The organism is Saccharopolyspora erythraea, from assembly GCF_018141105.1.
Classification (GTDB): Bacteria; Actinomycetota; Actinomycetes; order Mycobacteriales; family Pseudonocardiaceae; genus Saccharopolyspora_D; species Saccharopolyspora_D erythraea_A.
Map to the genome: position 1 here is coordinate 5,604,334 of NZ_CP054839.1, position 23,231 is coordinate 5,627,564.

The window sequence follows — 23,231 nt, forward strand, 5'->3', positions numbered from 1 at the left end:
CGGATGTGGCCCATGAACGTCCCCGTGGGAATCGAAGCGGTCGGCGCCTACTGCGGCAGCGCCTACCTGGAGACCGAGGACCTGTTCGCCGCCCGGGGTCTGGACGCCGGCAGGATCGGCAACCTCGGCCTGCGCCGCAAGAGCGTGGCGGCTCCCGGTGAGGACGTCGTCGCGATGGCGGCCACCGCCGCCCGCCCGCTGGTCGACGCGGTCGACGACAAGGCGAGCATCCGGACGCTCCTGGTCGCCACCGAGTCACCGCTGGACCTGTCCAAGGCCGCGAGCACGCACGTCCACCAGTTGCTCGGGCTGCCCCGCCAGTGCCGGCTGCTGGAGGTCAAGCAGGCCTGCCACGGCGGGGCGGCCGCGCTCGGCCTGGCCGCCTCGGTGGTGGCCACCGAACCGGGCAGCAGGGCGCTGGTGATCGCCTCCGACACCCCGGTGCCGACCCGGGGGTCCTACATGGAGCCCGCGCAGGGCGCCGGCGCGGTGGCGGTGCTGGTCGGGTCGCGACCGCGGGTCGTCGAGCTGGAGCTGGGCACGACGGGCTGCTACGGCTACGAGACGCCGGACTTCTTCCGGCCGCGTCCCGACGTCGACGTGATGGACACCGACCTGTCACTGATGTCCTATCTGGACTGCCTGGTCGGGGCATTCGGCGACCACGCGGCACGCAAGCCCGGCGCGGACTTCGCCGGCTCCTACGACCTGCTGGCCATGCACACCCCGTTCCCCGGCATGGTCCGGGGCGCGCACCGGACCGGCGTGCGCAAGCTGTCCGGCCTCGGCCGGGGTGGCGAGCAGGACGACTTCACCCGCCGGGTCGCGCAGTCGCTGCGCTTCCCCGAGCAGGTCGGCAACATCTACTCCGCCACGACGTTGCTGGCCATGATCAGCGCGGTCGCCGGTGCACCCGCGGACCGGCCTTCGTCGATGGGGGTGTTCAGCTACGGCTCCGGGTGCGCCTCGGAGTTCTTCGCCTGCACCGTCCTGCCGGGAGCCGCGGAACTGGTCGCGCGGACCGGGCTGGAGCGGGAGCTCGCGGCCCGGACGCGGCTGAGCGTCACGGACTACGACGCCGCGGTCGACGGCGCCGTGGCCGCAGGGTTCGGCGCCGAGCACGCCCAGGTCGCCGCAGACGACCTCGCGGCGTGGGGCGCGGGCGACCGGCCGCGCGCGGTGCTGTCCTCCGTCGAGAACTACCGCAGGGAGTACCGGTGGCTCCCAGCGCGCTGAGCATCCGCGGCGCGTGCGCCGAGCTGCGGTTGTCCCGCCCAGGGGCGGGAAACGCGCTGAGTGCGGACGCGGTCGCCGAACTGCTCGACGGACTGCGCGCCGCCGAGCAGGACCCGGGCTGCCGGGCACTGGTTCTCAGCGCGGAAGGCCCCGCTTTCTGCACCGGCGTCGATCTGTCCGCTGTGGACGATCCGGATGCCTGGCCCGCCGAGGCGACCGCCGCGCTGATGGAGCTGCTGTCCGGCCTGGCCGGCAGCAGGCTGGTCACCGTGGCGGTGGTCGAGGGCCGGGTCACAGGCGGAGGAGTCGGGCTGGCCGCCTGCTGCGACTTCGTCGTGGCCGGCCCCGGCGCGAGCTTCCGCCTCACCGAGCTGCTGCTCGGACTGGTGCCCGCCGTGATCACGCCGTTCGTGTCGGCCAGGGTCGGCCGGGCCGTGCTCCGGATGGCGCTGCTCGCCGAGGAGCTCGACGCCACCGCGGCACAGCGGCTCGGTCTCGTCGACGAGGTCGCGGAGCGGCCCGGAGACGCGGTGCGCCGGATCGTGCTGGCGCTGCGGAGGATGCCGCGACCGGACGCGGTCGGCGAGTTCAAGCGGTGCCGCCGCATGCTCGCCACGGAACCCGACGGCTACCTCGAACACGCCCACCGGCTCTTCGAGCGCGCCGCGGCCGATCCCGCCGTGCGCGACCGGGTCCGCTTGCTGCAACGGGAAGGAATGCTATGAGCCCGGTGACGGTCGAGGTCGACGAGCGGGTGGCGGTCGTGACGGTGGCCGACGTCGACGGCGGCAACGCGATCTCGCCCGCGCTGAGCGAGCAGGTGCCCGCCGCGCTGGCCTCGGCCGCGGCCGACCCGCGCGTGCACGTGGTCCTGGCCGCCGGACTGCCGGCCGTGTTCGCCGCCGGTGCCAGCCGCGAGTACCTGCTCACCGAGGAACGCGCCGACGTCGAACCGTTCGTCCGCGCGTTCCCGCACTGCCCGCTGCCGGTCGTGGCGGCGATGCAGGGCCACGCGATCGGCGGCGGGCTCAGCCACGGGCTCTACGCGGACGTGCCGGTGCTGTCCGAGCGCTCGGTCTACGCGGCGAACTTCCTGAACTACGGCCTGGTCCCGGAGTACGGCACGACGTGGCTGCTGCCGAACCGGCTCGGGCACACCCTCGGCACCGAGATGCTGCTGACCGCGCGGGGCTACCGCGGGGCCGAGCTGCGCGCGAGGTCCGCCCCGGTGCGCGTGGTGCCGCACGACGAGGTCTTCGGCTCCTCGCTGGCGATCGCCCGCGACATCGCCCGTGCGCCCAGGCACGCGCTGCGGCTGCTCAAGGAGCAGCTCGCCGCGCAGGCGCTCGCGGCCGGTGACGCAGCGATCGAGGTCGAGGTGGGCAGGCACGAACAGGCGTGGCGGAGCGAGGAGTTCCGCCGGCTGGTCGAGCAGCGGTACGGGCGAGCGGAGGAGATAGCTCGATGAACATGAGCACTGGACGATTCGCGGAGTCCGAGCCGTTGGCGATCGTGGGCATGTCGTGCCGGGTTCCCGGCGGCGATGACGTCGACGAGTTCTGGGAGACGCTGCTGAGCGGGCGCACGATGATGGGCCCGGTGCCCGAGGAGCGCCTGGTCGGCTACAACGCCGAGGTGGCCGGGGCGGGCGGGCTCACCGCGGGGCTGATGCCCGACGCGGACTCCTTCGACGCCGAGTTCTTCGACGTCGGCGGCCGGATGGCGGTGTGGATGGACCCGCAGCAGCGCCTGCTGCTGGAGACCAGCTGGCGCGCGCTGGAGTCGGCGGGCATCGCGCCCGCGAGCCTGCGCGGCCGGGAGGTCGGCGTGTTCGTCGCCTCGTCGACCAGCGACTTCCGCGACCACATGATCAGCACCGGCGCGCTCGACCGCTACTCGGCGACCGGCAGCGTCGCCGCCTACCTGTCGAACCGCATCTCGCACCACTACGACCTGCGCGGCCCCAGCATCACCGTGGACACGGCGTGCTCCAGCGGGCTGAGCGCGTTGTCGCTGGCCGCGTCGGGACTGCGCGCGGGCGACTTCGACATGGCCATCGTCGGCGCGTCCAACGTCTACGGGTCGGGCTGGCTCACCGCCGCGCTGGCACACATGGGAGCGCTGTCGCCGTCGGGCGTCTGCCGGCCGTTCTCCCCCGACGCCGACGGGTACGTGCGCGGCGAGGGTGTGCTGTGCTTCGTCATCAAGCGGCTCGGCGACGCGCTCGACTCCGGCGACCCGGTGCTCGCGGTCATCCGGGGCGCGGCGGCCAACCACGACGGCCGGGCGGGCGGGCTGGTCAAGACCGACGCGCGCTCGCAGGCCAGGCTGATGCGGCGAACGCTCGCGCAGGGCGGGATAGAGCCCGCCTCGCTGGGCTACCTCGAGGCGCACGCCCCCGGCACCAAGCTGGACGAGGAGGAGCTCAACGGTCTGCGGGAGCTGTTGCGGGACACCGATCCGGCACGCTTCGCCGGCCCCGAAGGCAGGCTCTGGATCGGCACGGTCAAGGCGGTGCTCGGGCACCTGGAAGGTGCGGCGGGAGCGGCCAGCCTCGCCAAGGGCGTGCTGGTCCTGCTCAACGGCGCGATCCCGGCCGGTGCGGGAATCCTCAGCATGGACAACGGTTTCGAGGTCCGCGACGAGCAGGTGGACGCGGGTGTCGTGTCCTGGCCCGGGTCGCCGAGCCCGCGGCGGCTCGGGGTGAGCTCGTTCGGCATCGGCGGCTCCAACGCCCACGTCGTGCTGGAGGAAGCCCCGGCCGTCGCGGCGCCCGGCGGGACGTGGGGCTCCCGGCCGGTCCCGGTGCCGATCAGCGCGACCGACCCCGAGGCGCTGCGACGCGTCGCGACCCGGCTGGCGGAGTTCCTGGCCAGGCCGTCGGCGCCCGAGCTGGCGGCGACGGCCTGGACCTTGCAGACCGGCCGCGACCACCTCGCGTCGCGTGCCGTCGTCCCCGCGCGCACGCTCGCGGAGCTGCGCGACGGGCTCCGGCGGATCGCGGCGGGCGACGACGTCGCGCCGGACGACGACGTCCGGGTCCGCAGGTGGCTGGACGGCGGCGACATCGACTGGCGCCCGCTGTGGAACCGCCCGCCCGGCCGCCGGGTCCGGCTCCCCGGCTACCCGTTCCGCCGCACGTCGCTCGGCATCGCACCGAAGCGCGCGGCACGCGCGGCGCGATGAACGAGGTGGTGGTCACCGGCGTCGGCGTGCTCAACTCCCTCGCCTGCGACCCGGACTCCTACGCCGCCGCGCTGGCGGCCGGGCGCAGCGGAGTGCGCTCCGCCGACGTAGCGGCCGAAGCCAGGACGTCGGTCGGTGCCTGGCTCGACGGGTTCTCCGTCTCCGGCTGGGCCGGTCGGCACCTGCGCGACGCCCCGGACGCGGACCGGCTGGCGGCGGTGTCCCGCCGCGCCGCCCTGCCCGCGCGGACAGCGGCCTGCGCGGCGCTCGCGGCCGTCCGGCACGCACGGCTCGCGGCCGAGCAGCGCGGCGCCGCGGCGTTGATCGTCGCGGGCAACAACCTCGCGCTGGAGTACCACGCCGACGTCCTGCACCGGTTCCGCGAACGACCGGGCAGCCTGCGTCCGTCGCACGCGCTCACCCACCTCGACACCGACGTCGTGGGAGTGGTGAGCGAGGTGACCGGGATCGCCGGTGAGGGGTGGACGGCCGGCGCCGCCTCGGCCAGCGGCACGCTCGCGGTGATCCTCGGCGCCAGGATGGTCGCCGCGGGTGAGACGGACACCTGCCTGGTGGTGGCGCCGGTATCGGAGCTGTCGGCGGCCGAGCTGCGCGCCTTCCACGACAGCGGCGCCATGGCCGGCTCGCACGGCACCGACGAGCCCTGGCAGGTGTGCCGGCCGTTCGACGCGCAGCGGCGGGGGTTCGTCTACGGACAGGGCGCCGCGGCCGTGGTGCTGGAAAGCCGCGAGCGGGCCGAACGCCGGGGCGCGCGCCGGATGGCAGGCATCGCAGGATGGGGCCAGCGGCTCGACGCCCGCCGGGGCACCGAGCCGGACCCGGCGGGACAGGCGGCGGCGATGCGCGCCGCGCTGGCCTCCGCCGGAGTCGAACCGGCCGCCGTCGACTACGTCAACGCGCACGGCACCGGCTCGGTGGTGGGTGACGCCGCCGAAGCGCGTGCGCTCTCCGACGTGTTCGGCCCCGGCAACCGCCCGCTGGTCAACTCGACGAAGCCGTTGGTGGGGCACTGCCTGGCCTCGGCGGGACTGCAGGAACTGGTCGCCACGGTCCTGCAACTGCGCGGCGGGTTCGCCCACCCCAACCCCAACCTGACCGAACCGATCGATCCGGCGCTCGCGCTCGTCGGCCGGACCGCGCGTCGCACCTCGCTGCGCGTGGCGCTGTCCAACAGCGTGGCGTTCGGCGGGATCAACGCCGCGCTCGTCGTCCGCCGGTGACAACGCCGGAGGGAGAGGTGCTGCGAATGCTGTTGCGGTGAGACGAAAACCCCGTTCCCCGGATACCTGTTACGAGCGAGCGCGGCTCGCGGAGATCGACTGGAGGTCGCGGTGCCGGAAGGCCCGAAGAAGGATTTGCTGCACGTCCCCGCAAGCGAAGGGCAGTCGGTGTGGATCGGCGCCGACATCTACACGTTGAAGGCGACCAAGGAGACCACGGGCGGGTCGCTGAGCCTCATGGAGGTCTCGGTGCCGCCGGGAGACGGCCCGCCGCCGCACGTCCACGCCAACGAGGACGAGGGGATCTACGTCCTCGCCGGGGAGCTGGAGTTCTTCACCGACGGCCGCACGTTCCTGGCCGGCCCCGGTGACTTCGTGTTCGTGCCCCGCGGCACCGTGCACGCGCTGCGCAACGTCGGCATCCATCCCGGCAAGACGCTGACCATGTACACCCCCGGTGGCATGGACCGCTACTTCGCCGGGGTCGGCACGCCCGCCGAGCCCGGTGTGCCGCCCGCGCCGCAGATGTCCCCCGAACAGCTCCAGAAGGCGATGGAGCTCTCCCAGGAATACGGCCTGGAGGTACGGCTCCCCGAGGGCGGGCCGCAGTAGCACGCCGCGCGGCCACCAGCCCGTCGACGGACCGGTGGCCGCGCACCGGTCGGAGTGGCCGCACGCCGACGACCACACCGCCAGAGGAGTGGGAGCCGCCGACGCCGGGTAGCCGGGCGAGAGGAATCCCCCTCTGGCGGTGAGAACACGACGTTTCCCGAGAAGTCCGACTGCGCCGTTCTGTCCGACGGCGACTGGGAAGAATAGACGTGCTCCCCGCCGTGAACGGCGGGGATTCCGACGCGGCTACGCCGTGTGCAGAGCGGGACCCCCTCGCGAGGTTCCGCTACTTCCTGCTTCAGCGACCTGTGCCCCGGTGTGGGGTCTTACCTGGTCTCCACAGGCGTTCAGCCGGTCCGCACGCCCGGCGGCACCACGCTGCCGCAGCAGTGAACCAGCAGCCCCGAGATGCCGGCGCGCGTTTCCGGCTCCGGGCATCTTGCGCGCGAGCAGACACCTATGTAACCCCGGATCCGCACCCGTTCCCCGCCTGACGCCGGTCAGGAACCGGCCGGACGGACCTCGGTCAGGCTGTGCACCAGGGACGGCAGCGTGCGCATGACGTTGTCGCGCACCGCGCGCTCGGCGTCCTCCGCGCCGGCGAGGATGGCCTCCTGCATCGCGGACTCGAAGTGGTCCAGCAGCAGCCGGGTCAGGTGTCCGGAGTCGACGGAGAACCGCAGCCCCACCGAGGCGAGCGCGGCGTCGACCATCGCGGCCAGCTCCTGCTGGAAGGTCCGCACGCTCTCCAGGAACCGCGGGGCGACCTGCGGATCGCGCATCGCCAGCAGCTTGAACTCGCTGTTGAGCAGGCACCACTGCCGGTTGTCCGGCTGGACCGCCAGGATGTCGGCGATCGCGCCCTCGATGAGCTCCGGATCGGGCTTGCCGCTCACCCTGCCCAGCGGCGCGACCACCTCGTCGAACCGGTCGCGCAGGGTCTCCAGCCGCAGCCGGTTCTCCCGCTCGGTCAGGGCGAGGAACAGCTCCTCCTTGCTGGCGAAGTTCGAGTAGAACGCGCCGCGGGTGTACCCGGCGTCGTCGGTGATCGCCTCGATAGAGGTGCCGTTGATGCCGTGCTCGCAGAACTGCCGGTAGGCGGCGTCGAGCAGCCGCTCGCGCGTCCTGGCCCGGCGCGCGGTCTCCCGCCCGCCGCCTGCGGGAGCCCTTCCCGCGGCCGGATTGCTCGTGTTCAACGGACCCATCCTCCTCGCTCGACCAGCGGTTCCAGCATGACGCGTGCACCGGCGTGGAAGGACGCCACCTTATCGGATACGCTCATGTATCGGATACAGTGCTGTATCCAGTACCCCCGTTCCGGTGACATAGACCAGTCCGGTGCGTCCGGCGACAGGAGTCCGGCGTGTCCTCGTTCCTCTACTCACTCGGCCGCAGGGCCTTCGCCGCCCGCAAGACCGTGCTGTTGATTTGGCTGCTGGTGCTGGCCGTGGCCGGCGGCGCGGCGGGTCTGCTCAACAAGGGCATGGACAACTCGGTGACCATCCCCGGCACCGAGGCCCAGCAGGCGCTGGACCGGCTGTCGGTGACGTTCCCGCAGACCAGCGGCGCCTCAGCGCAGATCATCGCGGTGGCCCCGCAGGGCGTGCGGGACGCCGCCGTGCGCGCCGAGGTGGACCGCACCGTCGAGGAGCTCCGGAACCTCGACGGAGCAGCCTCGATCGTCTCCCCCTACGAGGAGAACATCGGCGGCACGATCAGCGAGAACGGCCGGGCCGGGCTGATCATGATCCAGCTCGACGGCGAGACCTCCACGATCGGCCAGCCCACCAAGGACCGCATCGCCCAGATCTCCCACGACCTCCAGCAGCGCCTGCCCGCGGGCTCGCAGGCCTCCTACGGCGGGCCGCTGTTCGCGCAGAACTTCCCGGGCCTGAGCATCATCGAGGCACTGGGTCTGGTGGTCGCGATCGTGGTGCTGATGATCACCCTGGGCTCGTTCCTGGCGGCCGGGATGCCACTGGTGAACGCACTGGTCGGGGTCGGCGTGTCGATGACGCTGATCTTCGTCGCGACCGCGCTGGGACCGATCACCGCCACGACACCGCTGCTGTCGCTGATGCTGGGCCTGGCCGTGGGCATCGACTACGCGCTGTTCATCGTCTCGCGCCACCAACAGGAACTCGCCGGGGGCGTGAGCCCGCACGAGGCCGCCGCGCGGGCCAACGCCACCGCGGGCTCGGCGGTGATCTTCGCCGGGCTGACGGTCATGATCGCGCTCTTCGGGCTCGGTGTCGCCGGAATCCCGTTCCTGACCACGATGGGCGCCGCGGCCGCCGTCGGCGTCGGCATCGCGGTGCTGGTGTCGGTGACGCTCATGCCCGCGCTGCTGGGCTTCGCGGGCGACCGCCTGCGTCCGCGGCCGCGCAAGAAGCGGGCCAGGCGCCCGGGCGGCGGCGACCGGTTCTTCGCGGGCTGGGTGCGCGCGGTGACCCGCTTCCCGCTGGTGACCGTGCTTGTCGTGATCGGCGCGCTGGGCATCGCGACGGTGCCCGCCGCGGGGCTGCGGCTCGCGCTGCCCGACGCCGGTGCGCTGCCAAGCGAGGATCCGGCGCGGGTCACCTACGACCTGGTCTCCGAGCACTTCCCGAAGGGCTTCAACGGCCCGCTGATCGTCACCGGCAACATCGTCACCAGCACCGACCCCCTGGGCCTGATGGCCGATCTCAAGGCCGAGATCGAGCGGCTGCCCGGGGTGGCCGACGTCCCGCTGGCCACCCCGAACCCGACCGCCGACACCGGTATCGTGCAGGTGATCCCGGAGGGCTCCCCGGACTCCGAGCAGACCAAGCAGCTCGTCGACGAGATCCGCTCGCTGCGCGGGCACTTCCAGCAGACCTACGGCATCGACATCTCCGTCACCGGCTTCACCGCCGTGGGCATCGACGTCTCCGACAAGCTCGGCGAGGCGCTGCTGCCGTTCGGCGTGGTGGTGGTCGGGCTGTCGCTGATCCTGCTGGCGATGGTGTTCCGCTCGATCGCCGTGCCGGTCAAGGCCGCGCTCGGCTACCTGCTCAGCATCGGCGCCTCGATGGGCATCGTGACGCTGGTGTTCCAGGACGGCTGGCTGGCCGAAGCGCTCAACGTCTCCCGCACCGGGCCGGTGATCAGCTTCATGCCGATCGTGCTGATGGGCGTGCTGTTCGGGCTCGCGATGGACTACGAGGTCTTCCTGGTCACGCGGATGCGCGAGGAGTTCGTGCACACCCGCGACGCGCGCGGTGCGGTCCACAGCGGATTCGTGTCGTCGGCCAAGGTCGTCACCGCGGCGGCGGTGATCATGTTCGCGGTGTTCGTGGCGTTCGTGCCCGAAGGCGACGCGAACCTCAAGCCGATCGCACTGGGGCTGGCCGTCGGGGTGTTCGTCGACGCGTTCGTCGTGCGCATGACGCTGGTCCCGGCCGTGCTGACGCTGCTGGGCGACAAGGCGTGGTGGATGCCGCGCGGGCTGGACCGCGTGCTGCCGTCGTTCGACGTCGAGGGCGAGAAGCTGCGCGAAGAGCTGGAGCTGCGGGACTGGCCGCGCCCCGGTTCCGACGAGGCCATCGCCTGCCAGGGTCTGCGGCTGGTGGAGCCGTCCACCGGCGCTCCGCTCTACAGCGACGTCGGATTCCTGGTGCCGCGCGGCGGGGTGCACGTCGTGCGGGGTGCCGGCGAGCCGGCGACCACCGCGCTGCTGCTGACGCTGTCCGGCCGGTTGAAGCCGGACGCGGGCAGGCTGAAGGTACTCGGCCACGTGCTGCCCGCCCGCGCCTCGGCGGTGCGCTCGCGCGTCGCCTACGTCGACGCAGGCGAGGGCGGCGCGGAGGCGGTGCGCCGCGCGCTGGCCGAGAACCCCGAGGTGCTGGTGCTGGACCGCACCGACCGGGTCTCCGACCCCGCGACCCGCCGGGAGATCCGCGCACTGCTCACCGGCTCCCGGCAGACCGTCGTCGCGGGCACCACCGGCCTGGCCGAGGTGAGCGACGTCCTGCCCGCGACCGCTTCGCCGACCGTCGCCGAACTGCGCGACGGCGCTGCCGCCACCCCCGGTGTCCTCTCCGGCGCGATCCGCTAGAAAGCCGAGGTACTCGTTTTGAGCCCGTTGGTGAAGGGCCGGTCCCGGTTCCGGCTCCCCGTGCTGCCCCTGCTCGGCCTGCTGCTGGTCCCCTTGGCCATCGCGGGACTGCTCACCTGGTCGCTGGGCGATCCCGGACGGCTGAAGGACGTCAAGGCCGCCGTGGTCAACAACGACGAGCCCGTGCAGGTCAACGGCCAGCTCGCCCCGCTGGGGCGCCAGCTGTCGGCCAAGCTCGTCGGCGGGGAGATCAGGAGCAACTACAGCTGGGAGTTCGCGACCCCGCAGACCGCGGAGGAGGGCCTGCGCGACGGCACCTACGCCGCGGTGGTGACGATCCCGGAGAACTTCTCCGCGGCGGCCACCTCGTTCTCCGGCGACCCGGCCGCGGCCCGGCGCGCGACCATCGACGTCAGCACCGGCGACCGCAGCCGCCTGGCCGACGAGGCGATCAGCCGTGTGGTGACCTCAACGGCCGCGAACCTGCTCGGCCAGCAGCTGACCACGACCTACCTGGACAACGTCTACGTCGGCTTCAACACCCTCGGCGACAAGCTCGGCGACGCCTCCGAGGGCGCGACCTCGCTGGCCGACGGCGCCAACCAGCTCGCGGGCGGCACCGGCAAACTCTCCGATGGCGCCGATGAGCTGGCGAAGGGCTCGCGGGCGCTGGCCGACGGTCTGGGCGCCCTCGACGACGGCGCTGCACAGCTCGCACAGGGCACCGGCGGACTCTCCGACGGGCTCGGCGCGCTGCGGGACCAGACCGGGCAGCTTCCGCAGAAGGTCGGGACGCTGGCCCAGGTCTCCGCGCAGGAGGCCCAGGGCGTGCAGCAGCTCAACGGCGGGCTCAAGGGGATGTCGGAGAAGCTCGCCGAGATGTCCAAGCAGTGCCCGCCCGGTGTCCTGCCGATGTGCAACGACCTCGCCGTCCAGGCCGCGACGGCGAAGGCCCTCAGCGACGGAGCCGGGCAGGTGCAGCAGGCCAGCACCGGCGTTTCCGGCGGCCTGAACCAGCTCTCCGGCGGGATGCCCGCGCTCAGCGGCGGTATCGGACAGCTCGCCGACGGCGCCGCGCAACTCGACGGCGGCGCCCAGCAGCTCGCCGGCGGCCTCTCTCAGACCCGGGGCGGTGCCGACAAGCTCGCCGACGGCGCGGACCAGCTCGCCGGCGGCGTGCGCGGGATCGCCGACGGTGCGCGCCGGCTCGGCGACGGGTCGGGGCAACTCGCGGGCGGACTCGACCAGGCGGTGCGGCAGCTGCCCAAGTACCCGGACGGCGAGCGGGACAAGCTGGCGAAGGCGGTGGCCAACCCGGTCGAGACCGCCGGGAGCACCACGCTCGGCTTCGGCGCCTCCGGCCTGTCGCTGTACGCGGTCCTCGCGCTGTGGGTCGGTGCGCTGGTGACGTTCCTGGTGCTGCGCCCGGTTCCGGAGCGCGCGCTGGAGTCGACCCGTTCGTCGCTGCGGCTGGCGCTGCGCCAGTTCCGGCTGCCCGCCGCGCTCGCCGTGGTGCAGGGCGTGCTGGTGAGCGTGGTCGTCGGGACAGCGGGCGGCCTCTCGGCCGGGCAGTGGTTCGCCGCCGCCGGGCTCCTGGCGCTGGCGGCGGTGGCGTTCACCGCGGTGAACCAGGCGCTCGCCGCGCTCCTGGGCGGGGTCGGGCGCTTCGCGGCGATGCTGGTCGGGCTGGTGGTGCTTGCGAACGGGTTCGTGGCGGCGGTGCCCGCGGTGCTGGGCCAGATCTCCGCGGCGCTACCGGTCGGTCCGGCGCAGGACGCCCTGCGCGCGGTCACCGACGAGGGCAGCCCCGGGGGCGCGCCTTTCGCACTGCTGCTCATCTGGGCGCTGAGTGGCCTGCTGGTGACCTGGGTCGCGGTCGAACGCGGGCGCACGGTCCGCGCCACCCGCTTCCGTCCGGCCTACGGAGTCCAGCGCGGACTGGCGTGATCTCCCCGGGGCAGGGCGGGGAATCCTCGCCCTACCCCGGTTCGCGTGCAGCCCGCGGGAACGATCACGCGTCGTTGCCGTTGCAGGCGGCCAGGATGCGGCGGGCTCGCTCCAGCACCGGCTTGTCGATCATCTGCCCGCCGATTCGGGTGACCGAGTCGCCGGCCCCGACGACGGCGCGCGCCCACTCCCGCTCGCTCTCCGACGGTGCGAACCCGTCCGAGACGACCGGAACCTGGCTGGGATGCACGCACAGCTTCCCGCCGAAGCCGAGGCGGCAGGCATGCGCGACGTCGTCTTCGAGGGCCGCGGTGTCGTCGATCGCGATCGTCACGCCGTCGATGGGCGGGGCGAGGTTCGCCGCCGACGACGCGAACACGAGCTTGGACCGCGCATAAGCCAGGGCTGCGTGGTCGCCGGGGGCGACGCCGAGCTCTCCGGCGAGGTCGACGTTGCCCAGGGCGACCCGGACGGTTCCGGCCGTCGCGCACAGCTCGGCGGCCCGCTCCACGCCCGATGCCGTCTCGACCAGCGGGATCAGACCTCGCGTCCGGCGGCCGATGTCGTAAAGCGCCGGGCCCGCTTCGGCCTTGGGCACCACGACGGGGCAACCGTGGCGGAGCGCGGTCGCGAGATCCTCCTCGAACCAGGCGGTCCCGGGTGGGTTGATCCGGACAGCGCAGTCGCCACCGCGTGCCAGCCACTCGGCCGCGTAGCCCCGTGCGCGATCCTTGTCCGCGGGTGCGACGGCATCCTCCAAGTCGATGATCACCACGCCGGCCCCGGACGCGGCGGCCTTGGCGAACCGGTCGGGCCGGTGCCCGGGCACGAACAGGAAGCTGCGGGCGGCTGCGACGCGCTCTGGGGCGAGGCTCACGCGAACGTCACCTCCGCCGTGGCGTGCTGGTCGTCCCGGTGGGTGGCCACGTGCAGGCGCGCACCGTCGTTCGACGGTGTCCCGCACGCCAGCAGCTTCTCGCCCGCGAACACCGGGCTGCGCAGCTTGAACGACAGGGAGCGCACCGGCCGCGACGCGTTGCGGCGCACCAGCTCCAGCAGCAGGACCGCCAGCAGCGGGCCGTGCACGACGATCCCGGGATAGCCCTCCTCCTCCCGCACGTACGGGTGGTCGTAGTGGATGCGGTGCGAGTTCGCGGTGAGGGCGCTGAAGCGGAACAGCAGCGTCGGGTCGGGTTGCGCGGCGAGCTGCCACGCGCCCGTGGCCCGGGGTGCGGTGGCGGTGTCCAGTGCTACCGGGTGCTTCGCCGCACTGCGCCCGGACCGGTAGACGATGTCCAGCTCCTCCACCAGGCACGTCCGCCCACCCTGCCGGAACTCGTTGCGCTGGGTGACGAACAGCAGCTCGCCGGTGCGGCCCCGCTTGAGCGCCACGTTCGCGAGACTGCTGGTGCGCTCCGCGCGCTCCCCCAGCCGCAGCGGCCGCACGATCTCGCAGCGGCCGCCCGCGAACATCCGCTGCCGATCCGGGATCGGCGGCAGGAAACGCCCGTGCGCCGGGTGGCCGTCGGCGCCCAGCTCCTCCTGCCGTGGCCAGTGCAGGAAGTGGAACCAGTGCCACAGCGCGGGAACGGGGCCGCCGGTCCCGGCGGCGGGTTCCGGGAGGTCCAGCAGGGCCGACACGGCCGCCACCGGCCCGGATGGCATCGGGTCCTCGTCGCTGACGGGGCCCGGTGCCCACGACTCCACGTACTTGTCGAGTGCGCTTTCAGCGTTGTGCATGCTCACCGTTCCATCGGGGGATGTCACTTGCTCGTCGTCCGCGCCAACGCCCGCTCGGACGCGGTGTCCTCGCCATCCAGAGTGGACTCGCGGGAAGGCTCGCGCACCAGCAGCGTGGCGACGAAGGTCAGGGCGATGCAGCCGGTGACGTACCAGAAGAAGGTGCTTTCGCGGCCGCTCTGCTTCAGCACCAGCGCGACGGACTCGGTCATGCCGCCGAAGGTGGCGGTGACCAGCGCGTGGCAGAGCCCCACCCCCAGCGCGCGGACCTTGGTCGGGAACATCTCGGCCTTGATGATCGACGACAGCGCCGCGTAGCCGCTGACGAACACCAGCGCGCCGGTCATCAGCAGGAACGCGACCCAGGGGTCGCGGGTGTGGCCGAGCACGGTCATGACCGGCACCGTGATGAGCATGCCGCCGACGGAGAAGACGAACATCACCGGCTTTCGCCCGATGCGGTCCGAAAGCGCGCCCGCCGCGGGCTGCAGCAGCATGAAGACGAACAGCGCGGCGAAGTTGATCAGCGCGGCGGTCGGCTTCGGGATGCCCGAGGTGTTCACCAGGTACTTCTGCAGGTAGGTGGTGAAGGTGTAGAAGGCGACCGTGCCGCCGATGGCGAACCCGAGCACCGCGATGACCTGGAGCGGGTACTCGGTCAGCAGGGCGAACAGGCCGCGGCGTTCCCCTGCCGCTTCCGGAGCGGACCGCCGGATCCGGTCCCGCTCGTAGTGCTCGGACTCCTCCATCGACCGCCGCAGGTACATCACGACCAGCCCGGCCACCGCGCCGATCGCGAACGGGACCCGCCATCCCCACTGCGCCATCTGCTCCTCGTCCAGCAGCGACTGGAGCACGATCATCACCGCCAGCGCCGAAAGCTGGCCCAGGACGATGGAGACGTAGTTGAAACTGGAGTAGAAGCCGCGACGGCCGCTCGGGGCGATCTCGGACAGGTACGAGGCGCTGGAGCCGAACTCCCCGCCGACGGAGAGCCCCTGCGCGAGGCGGGCGACGACGAGCAGGACCGGCGCCGCGAGGCCGATCGTCTGGTAGGACGGCGTGACCGCGATCGTCAGCGAGCCCACGCTCATCAGCGTCACCGAGAGGGTCAGCGCGGCACGGCGCCCGAAGCGGTCGCCGTAGAGACCGAGCAGCCAGCCGCCGAGCGGGCGCATGAAGAACCCCACGGCGAAGACCACCGCGGTGGAGAGCAGTTGCGCGGTCTGGTCGCCCTCCGGGAAGAAGACGTGCGCGAAGTAGATGCTGAAGGAGGCGTAGACGAACCAGTCGTACCACTCGACCAGGTTGCCCAGGCAGCCGCGGACGATGTTGGCGATGACGCGGGATCTCGCGGGGGCTGTCTGCTGCGACATGTGAAGCTCCGTTGCTCTCGTCGCGGTGGGATGTTCTTCAGCGCAGGACGAACGGGTTCGCCGCGGGCGCGCCGGTGTTGGGCTAGGCGGTCCTGTTCTCGCGGTCAGAAGGTCGGGAAACCGAGCGCGGCGCGGAAGGAGTTCTTGTTCGCCACGCCGTCGCGCGGCGGCAGCGCGCGGGGCGGTTCGTCGGTGTTGATGAGCACCTGGGCGTAGGTCGTGGCCTGGCGAGCGCGGACGCGCGCGGCGAGGTCACCGACCTCGGCGAGATCGCTGACCCGGCGGGCGTCGGCGATGCCGAAACCCCGCGCCACCGCGACGAGATCGGTGCCGAGGCTCGTGTGGCTGGGCTGCATGCCGGTCTCGCCGAAGTGCCCGTTGTCGAGCACGACCACGTTGAGGTTGGGCGGCTGCCGGACGCCGATGGCGCCCAGTGCGCCGATGCCCATGAGGTGCTCACCGTCGCCGGTGATCGCCACGACGGGGTGCCGCGGCTGCGCGAGCGCGAGACCGAGGGCCAACGGGACGGCCGCGCCCATCGCGCCCCACAGGTAGAAGTTCCCGGGTCGGTCGCAGGCGGCGAACACGTCGTAGCTCGCCGAGCCGAGCCCGCTGATGACGAGGGTGTCGTCAGGGACGCGGTCGATCAGCTCGGCGACGAAGCGGCGGCGGTCGAGGCGGGTGGTCATCAGTCGCGCTCCCACTTCTTGCGTCCGATCAGCTTCTGCCCGAGCAGGACGGCCACCCGCTCACCGGCTTCGAAAGCCGAGTCCAGAGCCGCCTCCACGGTGTCCTCGACGTCGCCGGGGTCGTCGGCCCGCAGAACGCTGATGCCCATGAGTTCCAGCGCCTGCCGGGTACCGCGCCCCATGGGCGCCTGCCACGGGTTGAACTCCGCGTACTCGCCGCGCATCGTGACCAGCGCGAGGAACGGGAACCGGCACATCTCCAGCAGGGAGAACATGTTGACGCAGTTGCCCACCCCGCTGCTCTGCATCAGCAGCACCGCCCCCTGGCCGCCGAGCCAGGCGCCGCTGACGACAGCGACGCCTTCCTCCTCGGTGGTGAGCACGACGTCGTGGACCGACGGGTCCTGCTGGGCCTGGCGGATGACGTGGGAGTGGCCGGCGTCGGGGACGTGGGCGATCTGCTGCACGCCGCCCTTCCTCAACACGGTGAAGACGGCGTTCTGCCAGGCGGTGGCTTGTTTTTCGGGCATCCGCTTCGGCTCCCGCTGTTCGGTCGACTGGTGGCACACATCATGTGCACTCATGCAGTCGGCTGAACAATAAAAAGAAGTGATGCCCGCATGCGCTCACGGCATCGGAGTCCGAAGCAGGCGCCCGGCCGCGCGCTTCGGCGGTGCGCGCCGGATTCCTTCAGCCTGCGAGGAAATCCGCGACGAGCGCCCCGGCTTCCCGGCGGCGTTCGTGGAAGTAGGCGTGGCGTGCGCCGGCGAGGAGGTGCACGCGCGCGTCCGGGATCCGCGAGGCGAGCAGCGCCGCGTTGTCCGGCGGCGTGAGCCGGTCCTCGTCACCGTGCAGGATCAGCGTGGGTGCCGTGATCAGCGGGAGCACGTCCCAGGCGTCGTGCTCGTTGCTGGCCACCAGGTGGCGGCGCCGGGCGTGCGGGGGCATGTCCGGATCGCCGAGGACCGGATGCGGTCCGGGGTGCTCGGCGAGCCAGTCCGGAGCGAACATCAGCTCGAGCAGGGCGCCGCGAGCCGCCGCCGGGTCGCTCTGCGCCAGGGCGCGCCGCACCGCGCCGTCGCGCTCGACGGCGCGCGGACCGCCCGGCGAGGTGCATCCGAGCACGAGCCGCCGCACGCGCTCGGGATGGCGCGCGGCGACCCACTGCGCGACGCGGCCGCCCATCGACGTCCCGTAGACGTCGGCGCGGTCGACGCCGAGGTCGTCGAGGACGGCGATGACGTCCTCGGCGAAACCCTGGGTCGAGTAGTGCTCGTCCGGCTTGCCGCTGTCCCCCGTTCCCCGGTAGTCCATCGTGATGGTGCTGTGCTCGGCGTCGAAGTCCTCGCGCACGCCGTCCCACCAGTGGTGGTTGTTGGCCTGCCCCGCGAGCAGCACGAGGGGGTACCCGCTCCCCTGGCGCTGGTGGGCGAGCGCGGTGCCGTCGTGGGCTCGGGCGACGGCGTCGGTCCGTTGGTGGGCGTGGGACATGGCTTCCTCCCTGCCGCGTGACTGCTCGCGGCGGTCGTCATCGGACTTCCGGTCCTCCGGGGCCGTCATCGGTCTTCCCGGGCGGTGCCGTCGGCCTGCCACTCGGCCGACGGCCAGCGACCGTCCCGCACGGCGGCGTGGACCTGCCTGCTCAGCTCGCGCGCTACGACCTCCACCGCGGGCGGCGTGCGGCCGCTGCGCTGCGTCCCGAGGACGATCGAGCGCCACACGTCGGGCTCGCACAACGGCGCCGCGCTGAGCGAACCGCGGGCGACGTCCTCGGCGATGCCCACGCCGGGCAGGATGGTCCAGCCGTGGCCGGCGAGCACGAGCTGCTTCTGCACCCGCATCGAGTTGGTCTGCACGACCGCGTTCAGCTCGGCCCCGGCGCGGGCGGCGGCCGAGTCGATCAGGGCCCGCAGGGCGTGCCCGGCCGCGGGCATCACGAGCGGGTGCGCGGCGACCTCCCCGAACGCGACGGGGCTTTCGGCACGCAAGGCCTCGTCACGCGGCGCGACCGCCCACAGCCGCTCCCGCGCCAGCCGGTGCGCGTTCAGCGACGGACCGCTGGCCAGGTTGTAGAGCAACGTCAGATCCAGGTCGCCATCGTCGAGCCACTGCTGCAGATACCCCGAGTACGCGGTCATCAGCCGCAGCTCGATCCCGGGCTGATCGCGTGCGATGGCCGACACCAGCGGCTCGGCGAGCAGGTCGGTCGTGCTCTCCAGCAGCCCGACGGTCACCACGCCGGTCACCACGCCGGGGGTCGGCTGCACCTCCGCCCGCGCCCGCTCGAGTTCGGTGAGGGCCCGCCGGGCGCGGTCGACCATCACCGCGCCCGCCTCGGTGGGCCGCATGCCCTGGCGGGTCCGCTCGAACAGCACTACACCGAGCTCCTGCTCCAGCGTGCGGATCTGCCTGGTCACCGCGGGCTGCACCAGGTGCAGCAGTTCGGCCGCCCGGGTGACGCTGCCCGCCTCGGCGACCGTCACCAGCGCCTTGAGCTGCTTGATGTCCACCGCGTCCTCCCACCATCCGCGTCCGACATGGAGGCATCAGCCCTTTTTATTTCACGAACGCGGTCATTAGCGGAGATGATGCTACTACTGCACATGCCCGGGCCAACGGAGGTCTCCGCATGACCGAACCGCCGCTTTCCGGCATCACCGTCGTCAGCGTCGAGCAGGCGGTGGCCGCCCCCTTCGCGACCCGCCAGCTGGCCGATCTCGGCGCCCGCGTGATCAAGGTGGAACGGCCCGGCGGCGGCGACTTCGCCCGCCGCTACGACACCACCGTGCACGGCCAGTCCAGCTACTTCGTGTGGCTCAACCGCTCGAAGGAGTCCGTGGCGCTGGACCTGAAAACACCGCTCGGACGGGAGGTTCTGGAGCGGTTGCTCGGCACGGCCGACGTGTTCGTGCAGAACCTGGCGCCGGGAGCCGCCGCGCGGCTGGGCGTGGACGCGGCGTCGCTGACCCGGCGGTACCCGTCGCTGATCCCGTGCACCGTGTCCGGCTACGGCACCAGCGGGCCGTGGGCCGACCGCAAGGCCTACGACCTGCTCGTGCAGTGCCAGACCGGGCTGGTCTCGCTGACCGGCGACGAACGCGGAACCGCCCGCGTGGGGATCTCCGTCGCCGACATCGCCGCAGGGATGTACGCGTACTCGGGAATCCTGACCGCGCTGTTCACCCGGGCGACCAGCGGTGTGGCCCGGGCTGTCGAGGTCTCGCTGTTCGAGGCGCTCGCCGAATGGATGAGCCAGCCCGCCAACTACACCCGGCACAGCGGCACCCAGCCGCCGCGAATCGGCACCCAGCACGCGACGATCGCCCCCTACGGCGCCTACACCGCGGCCGACGGTAAGGAAGTCCTCTTCTCCATCCAGAACGAGACCGAATGGGCCGCGCTGTGCGAACAGGTCCTCGAAAGCCCGGACCTGGTGGCCGACCCGCGGTTCGCCACCGGCTCCGACCGCGTCGCGCACCGCGACGAGCTCAACGCGATCGTCGCCGAGCGCTTCGGCCGCGGCGACAGCGCCGACATCTCGAAGCTGCTCGACCAGGCCGGGATCGCCAACGCCGGGGTCAACGACGTCGCGGAGTTCCTCGCGCACCCCGTGCTCAGCGGTCGCGACCGCTGGCGCGACGTGGGTATCCCGGGAGCGGTCGCGCCCGCGCTGGTGCCCCCGGTCGACCTGGCAGGCATCACCCCGCGCATGGATCCCGTGCCCGCCGCGGGCGAGCACACCGAGCAGGTGCTGACCGAGCTCGGCTACTCCCCCGGCGACATCGACGGCCTGCGGTCCGGCAACGTCATCTGATGGCATGTCTTGGCTCATTGAAGCGGCGCAGCCGCTTGGCCCACCCTCACAACCGGCACCGCCACCCACACCGCGACGAGAGCCGAGTTCAAAACAGCCTTCAAGTCCACTGAGGACACAACGATCCAAGGAGCAACGTGAGCACCCTCGACGCCCTTTCCGAGGACGAGCGGTTCGTCGTCGCCACGGTCCGCGACTTCGTCGACAAGGAGGTCCGGCCGGTCGTCCAGGAGCTGGAGCACTCCAACACCTACCCCGAGGCGCTGATCGAGCAGATGAAGCAGCTCGGGATCTTCGGCCTGGCCGTCCCCGAGGAGCACGGCGGCACCCCGGTGTCCACCCCGTGCTACGTGCTCATCACCGAAGAACTCGCCCGCGGCTGGATGAGCCTGGCCGGGGCGATGGGCGGGCACACCGTCGTCGCCAAACTGCTGCTGCGCTTCGGCACCGAAGAGCAGAAACGCCGCTACCTGCCGAGGATGGCCACCGGCGAGGTGCGCGCCACCATGGCGCTGACCGAACCCGGCGGCGGTTCCGACCTGCAGGCCATGCGCACCGTCGCCCGCCGCGACGCCGACGGATATGTGATCAACGGGTCGAAGACCTGGATCACCAACTCGCGGCGCTCCCAGCTGATCGCGCTGATGTGCAAGACCGACCCGCAGGCCGAACCCGCGCACAAGGGCATCTCGATCCTGCTCGTCGAGCACGGACCCGGGCTCACCGTCTCCCGAGACCTGCCCAAGCTCGGCTACAAGGGCGTCGAGAGCTGCGAACTGTCCTTCACCGACTACCGAGCGAGCGGGGACGCGGTGCTCGGCGGCGTGGAGGGCGCCGGTTTCGCGCAGATGATGAAGGGCCTGGAGACCGGCCGCCTGCAGGTCGCCGCACGCGCGCTCGGCGTCGCCCGCGCCGCGCTGGAGGACTCCCTGGCCTACGCCCAGGAGCGCGAGTCCTTCGGCAAACCCATCTGGCAGCACCAGTCCATCGGCAACTACCTCGCCGACATGGCCACCTCGTTCTCAGCCTCCCGACAGCTCACCCTGCACGCCGCGCGCGAGTACGACGCGGGGCGCCGGGTCGACATGGAAGCCGGCATGGCCAAGCTCTTCGCGTCCGAGACCGCCATGCAGATCGCCCTCAGCGCGGTGCGCATCCACGGCGGCTACGGCTACTCCACCGAGTTCGACGTCGAACGCTACTTCCGCGACGCACCCCTGATGATCGTCGGCGAAGGCACCAACGAGATCCAGCGCAACGTCATCGCCAGCCAGCTCGTCAAACGCGGCGGCCTCGACGGCTGAGAACCTGCCGGAACGCGACCGGCACTACGCGTTGCGCTCCGGCTGCGCACAGGGCTTCGCCGGCCGGTTCCAGCCCTCCAGGTAGCCGACCACGGCAACGGCACCGGCAGCCGACCACGCCTGCGGCCGGCACGACGCGGGGTAGGCGACGACGGGCTCGCCCGCCGCCCTGTCGGTGCCGCCGTGGAGTTCGGGCACCCGGTGGCCGAACTCCACGGCCGACCGCACCAGTCCCCCGGCCAGCACCCGCGCCTGCTCGTGCAGTCCCTCGGCGGCCAGTCCCAGCACCGCGATCGCGGTGTCGTGCGGCCAGACGCTGCCGCAGTGGTAGCTCAGCGGGTTGAACCCGGCGTTGCTCGACGCCAGCGTGCGCAACCCGTAGCCGCTGTTTAGCGCGCTGCTGGTGAGCTGGTCGGCCACCAGCCGCGCTTCGTCCGCGTCGAGCAGTCCCGTGCCGAGCAGGTGCGCCATGTTCGACGCCGGTCCGGTGACGGGGCGCTTGTCGCCGTCGAGCGCCACCGCCGGGTAGCGGCCGTGCTCGTCCTCCACCCAGAAGCGCTCGCGGAACCGCGCGCGCAGCTCGGCACCCCACTGCCGGGCCGTGCCGCCGTCGCCGCCGAAGGCGTCGAGCAGGTCCGCGCCCCCGACCGCGGCGGCGTAGGCGTAGCCCTGCACCTCGCACAGCGCCAGCGGACGGCGCGCGATGGCGCCGTCGGACCAGCGGATGCCGTCGCCGGAGTCCTTCCAGCCCTGGTTGGCGAGCCCGTCGGCGTCCGAGCCCCGGTACTCGCAGAACCCGTCGCCGTCGGGGTCGCCGGGACCGGACAACCACCCCAGCGCCGCCGTCAACGCCGGCAGCAGTGCGCGCACCTCGTCCTCGGGCAGGCCCGCGCGCCAGGCGTCGTGCAGCAGGCGCACCCACAGCGGCGTCGCGTCGACGGTTCCGTAGTACAGCGGCGGCAGCCGCAGCGGGTCGGAGCCGTCGATGTCGATCGCCGCCCGCCGCAGCTCGTGCGGGATCTTGCCCGGCTGCTCCTCGGTGGCCGGGTCGTGCCGGGTGCCCTGCCGCGCGGCGAGCACGCGCAGCGTGCCGCCGGCCAGCTCGGTGCCCAGCGGCAGCAGGAACCTGGCCGCCCACAGGGAGTCCCGGCCGAACAGGGTGAAGAACCACGGGCTGCCCGCGGCGAGGAACGCCGACTCCGGCTGCCGCGGGTCGGCCAGCAGCAGCCCCTCCAGGTCCTGCAGGCTGCGCTCCAGGAGCCGCGCGTGGTCACCGTCCCTCGCCCACGGAGCGACCAACCGGACCGGCCGTGCCGGCCGCCGCGGCAGGAACCCGGACTGCTCGTGCTCCTGCTGGTCGAGGGCGAACGACAAGGACCACTGCGCGCCGGCGGGAACCTCGGCGCGCCACGACAACCTCACCTCGTTGTCCTCAATGGACACAGCGTCGGCCGTCCGGCTCGCGGCGAGGTCGACGGTGCACCCGTCGCCCTGCCAACGCACGCCGTCGCCGGTGGCCTCCGGTTCCGCGAGCGCGCCCGGCGTACCGGCCTTCACCAGGTCCATCCGGGCCAGGTCGGTGGCGAGGCGGGCGGTGACGACCAGGTCGGCGTCTCGCGACGAGTAGTTGCGCAGCGTCCAGGTCTCGGCGAACGACTCAGCATCGGCACGGCGCTCGCGGCGGTAGTGCAGCACGGGATCCGGGGTCGCCTCCCCCCGCCCGCGCACCACGCCGTGGAAGCACGCGCGTCCGGCCTCGGCCGCGCTCGCGCCCGTCGGCACCAGCTCCGCATCCTCGACGCCGATCTCCAGCCGAGCCAGGCCGCGCCGGTCGTGGCGGTAGCAGCCGGACGCCCCTCCGGCGCGGATCTGCCCGTCCGGCGCGCTGATGGCGACGCTCGGCGCGCACAGCACGGTGACCAGGTCGTGGAGCGCGGGCTGCTGGCCGTCGGGCATTCTTCCTCCAACTGGTTCTTCTTGACATTCGGGCAGCGGCGGGCGAGCCTGGTGC

The 23,231-nt window shown here is 72.5% G+C and carries 19 protein-coding genes; 10 read left to right on the plus strand and 9 right to left on the minus strand.

Annotation, left to right across the window (positions count from 1 at the left end):
• The first annotated feature begins 12 nt into the window (after nt 1–12).
• From HUO13_RS25050 to HUO13_RS25075, 6 genes are all read left to right on the plus strand, one after another.
• A complete protein-coding gene (locus HUO13_RS25050; RefSeq protein ID WP_211897509.1) occupies nt 13–1,236 on the plus strand; it encodes a hydroxymethylglutaryl-CoA synthase family protein in 1,224 nt (407 codons plus the stop codon).
• Nucleotides 1,218–1,961, plus strand: a complete 744-nt coding sequence (locus tag HUO13_RS25055; protein ID WP_211897510.1) for an enoyl-CoA hydratase/isomerase family protein — start codon at nt 1,218–1,220, stop codon at nt 1,959–1,961. The genes HUO13_RS25050 and HUO13_RS25055 overlap by 19 nt, the downstream gene beginning before the upstream one ends.
• Complete coding sequence (locus HUO13_RS25060; protein ID WP_211897511.1) at nt 1,958–2,704, plus strand: polyketide synthase; 747 nt, start codon at nt 1,958–1,960, stop codon at nt 2,702–2,704. The genes HUO13_RS25055 and HUO13_RS25060 overlap by 4 nt, the downstream gene beginning before the upstream one ends.
• 2 nt (nt 2,705–2,706) lie before the next feature.
• Nucleotides 2,707–4,422, plus strand: coding sequence for a polyketide synthase (locus HUO13_RS25065; RefSeq protein WP_211897512.1), 1,716 nt, complete (start codon nt 2,707–2,709; stop codon nt 4,420–4,422).
• Nucleotides 4,419–5,663 carry a beta-ketoacyl synthase N-terminal-like domain-containing protein gene (locus HUO13_RS25070; protein WP_211897513.1) on the plus strand — a complete coding sequence of 415 codons (1,245 nt, stop codon included), beginning with the start codon at nt 4,419–4,421 and terminating at the stop codon, nt 5,661–5,663. Before HUO13_RS25065 ends, HUO13_RS25070 begins: the two co-directional genes overlap by 4 nt.
• 111 nt (nt 5,664–5,774) lie before the next feature.
• Complete coding sequence (locus HUO13_RS25075; protein WP_249124026.1) at nt 5,775–6,275, plus strand: quercetin 2,3-dioxygenase; 501 nt, start codon at nt 5,775–5,777, stop codon at nt 6,273–6,275.
• Nucleotides 6,276–6,775: 500 nt separating this feature from the next.
• Here the strand turns inward: HUO13_RS25075 and HUO13_RS25080 are convergent, their stop codons facing one another.
• On the minus strand, nt 6,776–7,471 hold the full coding sequence (locus HUO13_RS25080) for a TetR/AcrR family transcriptional regulator (RefSeq protein ID WP_211897514.1): 696 nt from the start codon (nt 7,469–7,471) through the stop codon (nt 6,776–6,778).
• Nucleotides 7,472–7,638: 167 nt separating this feature from the next.
• Here HUO13_RS25080 and HUO13_RS25085 point away from each other — a divergent pair, with 167 nt between their 5' ends.
• Together HUO13_RS25085 and HUO13_RS25090 are read left to right on the plus strand one after the other, a co-directional pair.
• Complete coding sequence (locus HUO13_RS25085) at nt 7,639–10,350, plus strand: MMPL family transporter (protein ID WP_211897515.1); 2,712 nt, start codon at nt 7,639–7,641, stop codon at nt 10,348–10,350.
• A gap of 18 nt (nt 10,351–10,368) precedes the next feature.
• Nucleotides 10,369–12,297: a YhgE/Pip domain-containing protein gene (locus HUO13_RS25090; protein ID WP_211897516.1), complete on the plus strand. Its 1,929-nt coding sequence runs from the start codon at nt 10,369–10,371 to the stop codon at nt 12,295–12,297.
• Nucleotides 12,298–12,361: 64 nt separating this feature from the next.
• Here HUO13_RS25090 and HUO13_RS25095 read toward each other — a convergent pair whose 3' ends face one another.
• The 7 genes from HUO13_RS25095 to HUO13_RS25125 all read right to left on the minus strand — a co-directional run bounded on the left by HUO13_RS25095 (nt 12,362) and on the right by HUO13_RS25125 (nt 18,612).
• On the minus strand, nt 12,362–13,174 hold the full coding sequence (locus HUO13_RS25095; protein ID WP_211897517.1) for an HpcH/HpaI aldolase/citrate lyase family protein: 813 nt from the start codon (nt 13,172–13,174) through the stop codon (nt 12,362–12,364).
• Entirely contained in the window at nt 13,171–14,037 is an 867-nt protein-coding gene (locus tag HUO13_RS25100; RefSeq protein ID WP_211897518.1) for a hypothetical protein, read from the minus strand. The genes HUO13_RS25095 and HUO13_RS25100 overlap by 4 nt, the downstream gene beginning before the upstream one ends.
• Nucleotides 14,038–14,060: 23 nt before the next feature.
• On the minus strand, nt 14,061–15,413 hold the full coding sequence (locus HUO13_RS25105; RefSeq protein ID WP_211897519.1) for an MFS transporter: 1,353 nt from the start codon (nt 15,411–15,413) through the stop codon (nt 14,061–14,063).
• A 104-nt stretch (nt 15,414–15,517) separates the two neighbouring features.
• Nucleotides 15,518–16,102: a thiamine pyrophosphate-dependent enzyme gene (locus tag HUO13_RS25110; RefSeq protein WP_211897520.1), complete on the minus strand. Its 585-nt coding sequence runs from the start codon at nt 16,100–16,102 to the stop codon at nt 15,518–15,520.
• Nucleotides 16,102–16,686 (minus strand): phosphonopyruvate decarboxylase, encoded by a 585-nt coding sequence (locus HUO13_RS25115; RefSeq protein ID WP_249124027.1) that lies wholly within the window; start codon nt 16,684–16,686, stop codon nt 16,102–16,104. Before HUO13_RS25115 ends, HUO13_RS25110 begins: the two co-directional genes overlap by 1 nt.
• 106 nt (nt 16,687–16,792) lie before the next feature.
• A complete protein-coding gene (locus tag HUO13_RS25120; RefSeq protein ID WP_211903128.1) occupies nt 16,793–17,593 on the minus strand; it encodes an alpha/beta fold hydrolase in 801 nt (266 codons plus the stop codon).
• A gap of 65 nt (nt 17,594–17,658) precedes the next feature.
• The gene (locus HUO13_RS25125; RefSeq protein ID WP_211897521.1) at nt 17,659–18,612 is read right to left on the minus strand and encodes a LysR family transcriptional regulator; all 954 of its coding nucleotides are present in this window, start codon (nt 18,610–18,612) and stop codon (nt 17,659–17,661) included.
• A gap of 119 nt (nt 18,613–18,731) precedes the next feature.
• Between HUO13_RS25125 and HUO13_RS25130 the strand changes: the two genes are divergently transcribed.
• Nucleotides 18,732–19,916: a CaiB/BaiF CoA transferase family protein gene (locus HUO13_RS25130; protein WP_211897522.1), complete on the plus strand. Its 1,185-nt coding sequence runs from the start codon at nt 18,732–18,734 to the stop codon at nt 19,914–19,916.
• 137 nt (nt 19,917–20,053) lie between these two features.
• On the plus strand, nt 20,054–21,220 hold the full coding sequence (locus tag HUO13_RS25135) for an acyl-CoA dehydrogenase family protein (RefSeq protein ID WP_211897523.1): 1,167 nt from the start codon (nt 20,054–20,056) through the stop codon (nt 21,218–21,220).
• Between the two features lie 24 nt (nt 21,221–21,244).
• Here the strand turns inward: HUO13_RS25135 and HUO13_RS25140 are convergent, their stop codons facing one another.
• The gene (locus HUO13_RS25140; RefSeq protein ID WP_211897524.1) at nt 21,245–23,176 is read right to left on the minus strand and encodes an amylo-alpha-1,6-glucosidase; all 1,932 of its coding nucleotides are present in this window, start codon (nt 23,174–23,176) and stop codon (nt 21,245–21,247) included.
• Between the last annotated feature and the right edge of the window lie 55 nt (nt 23,177–23,231).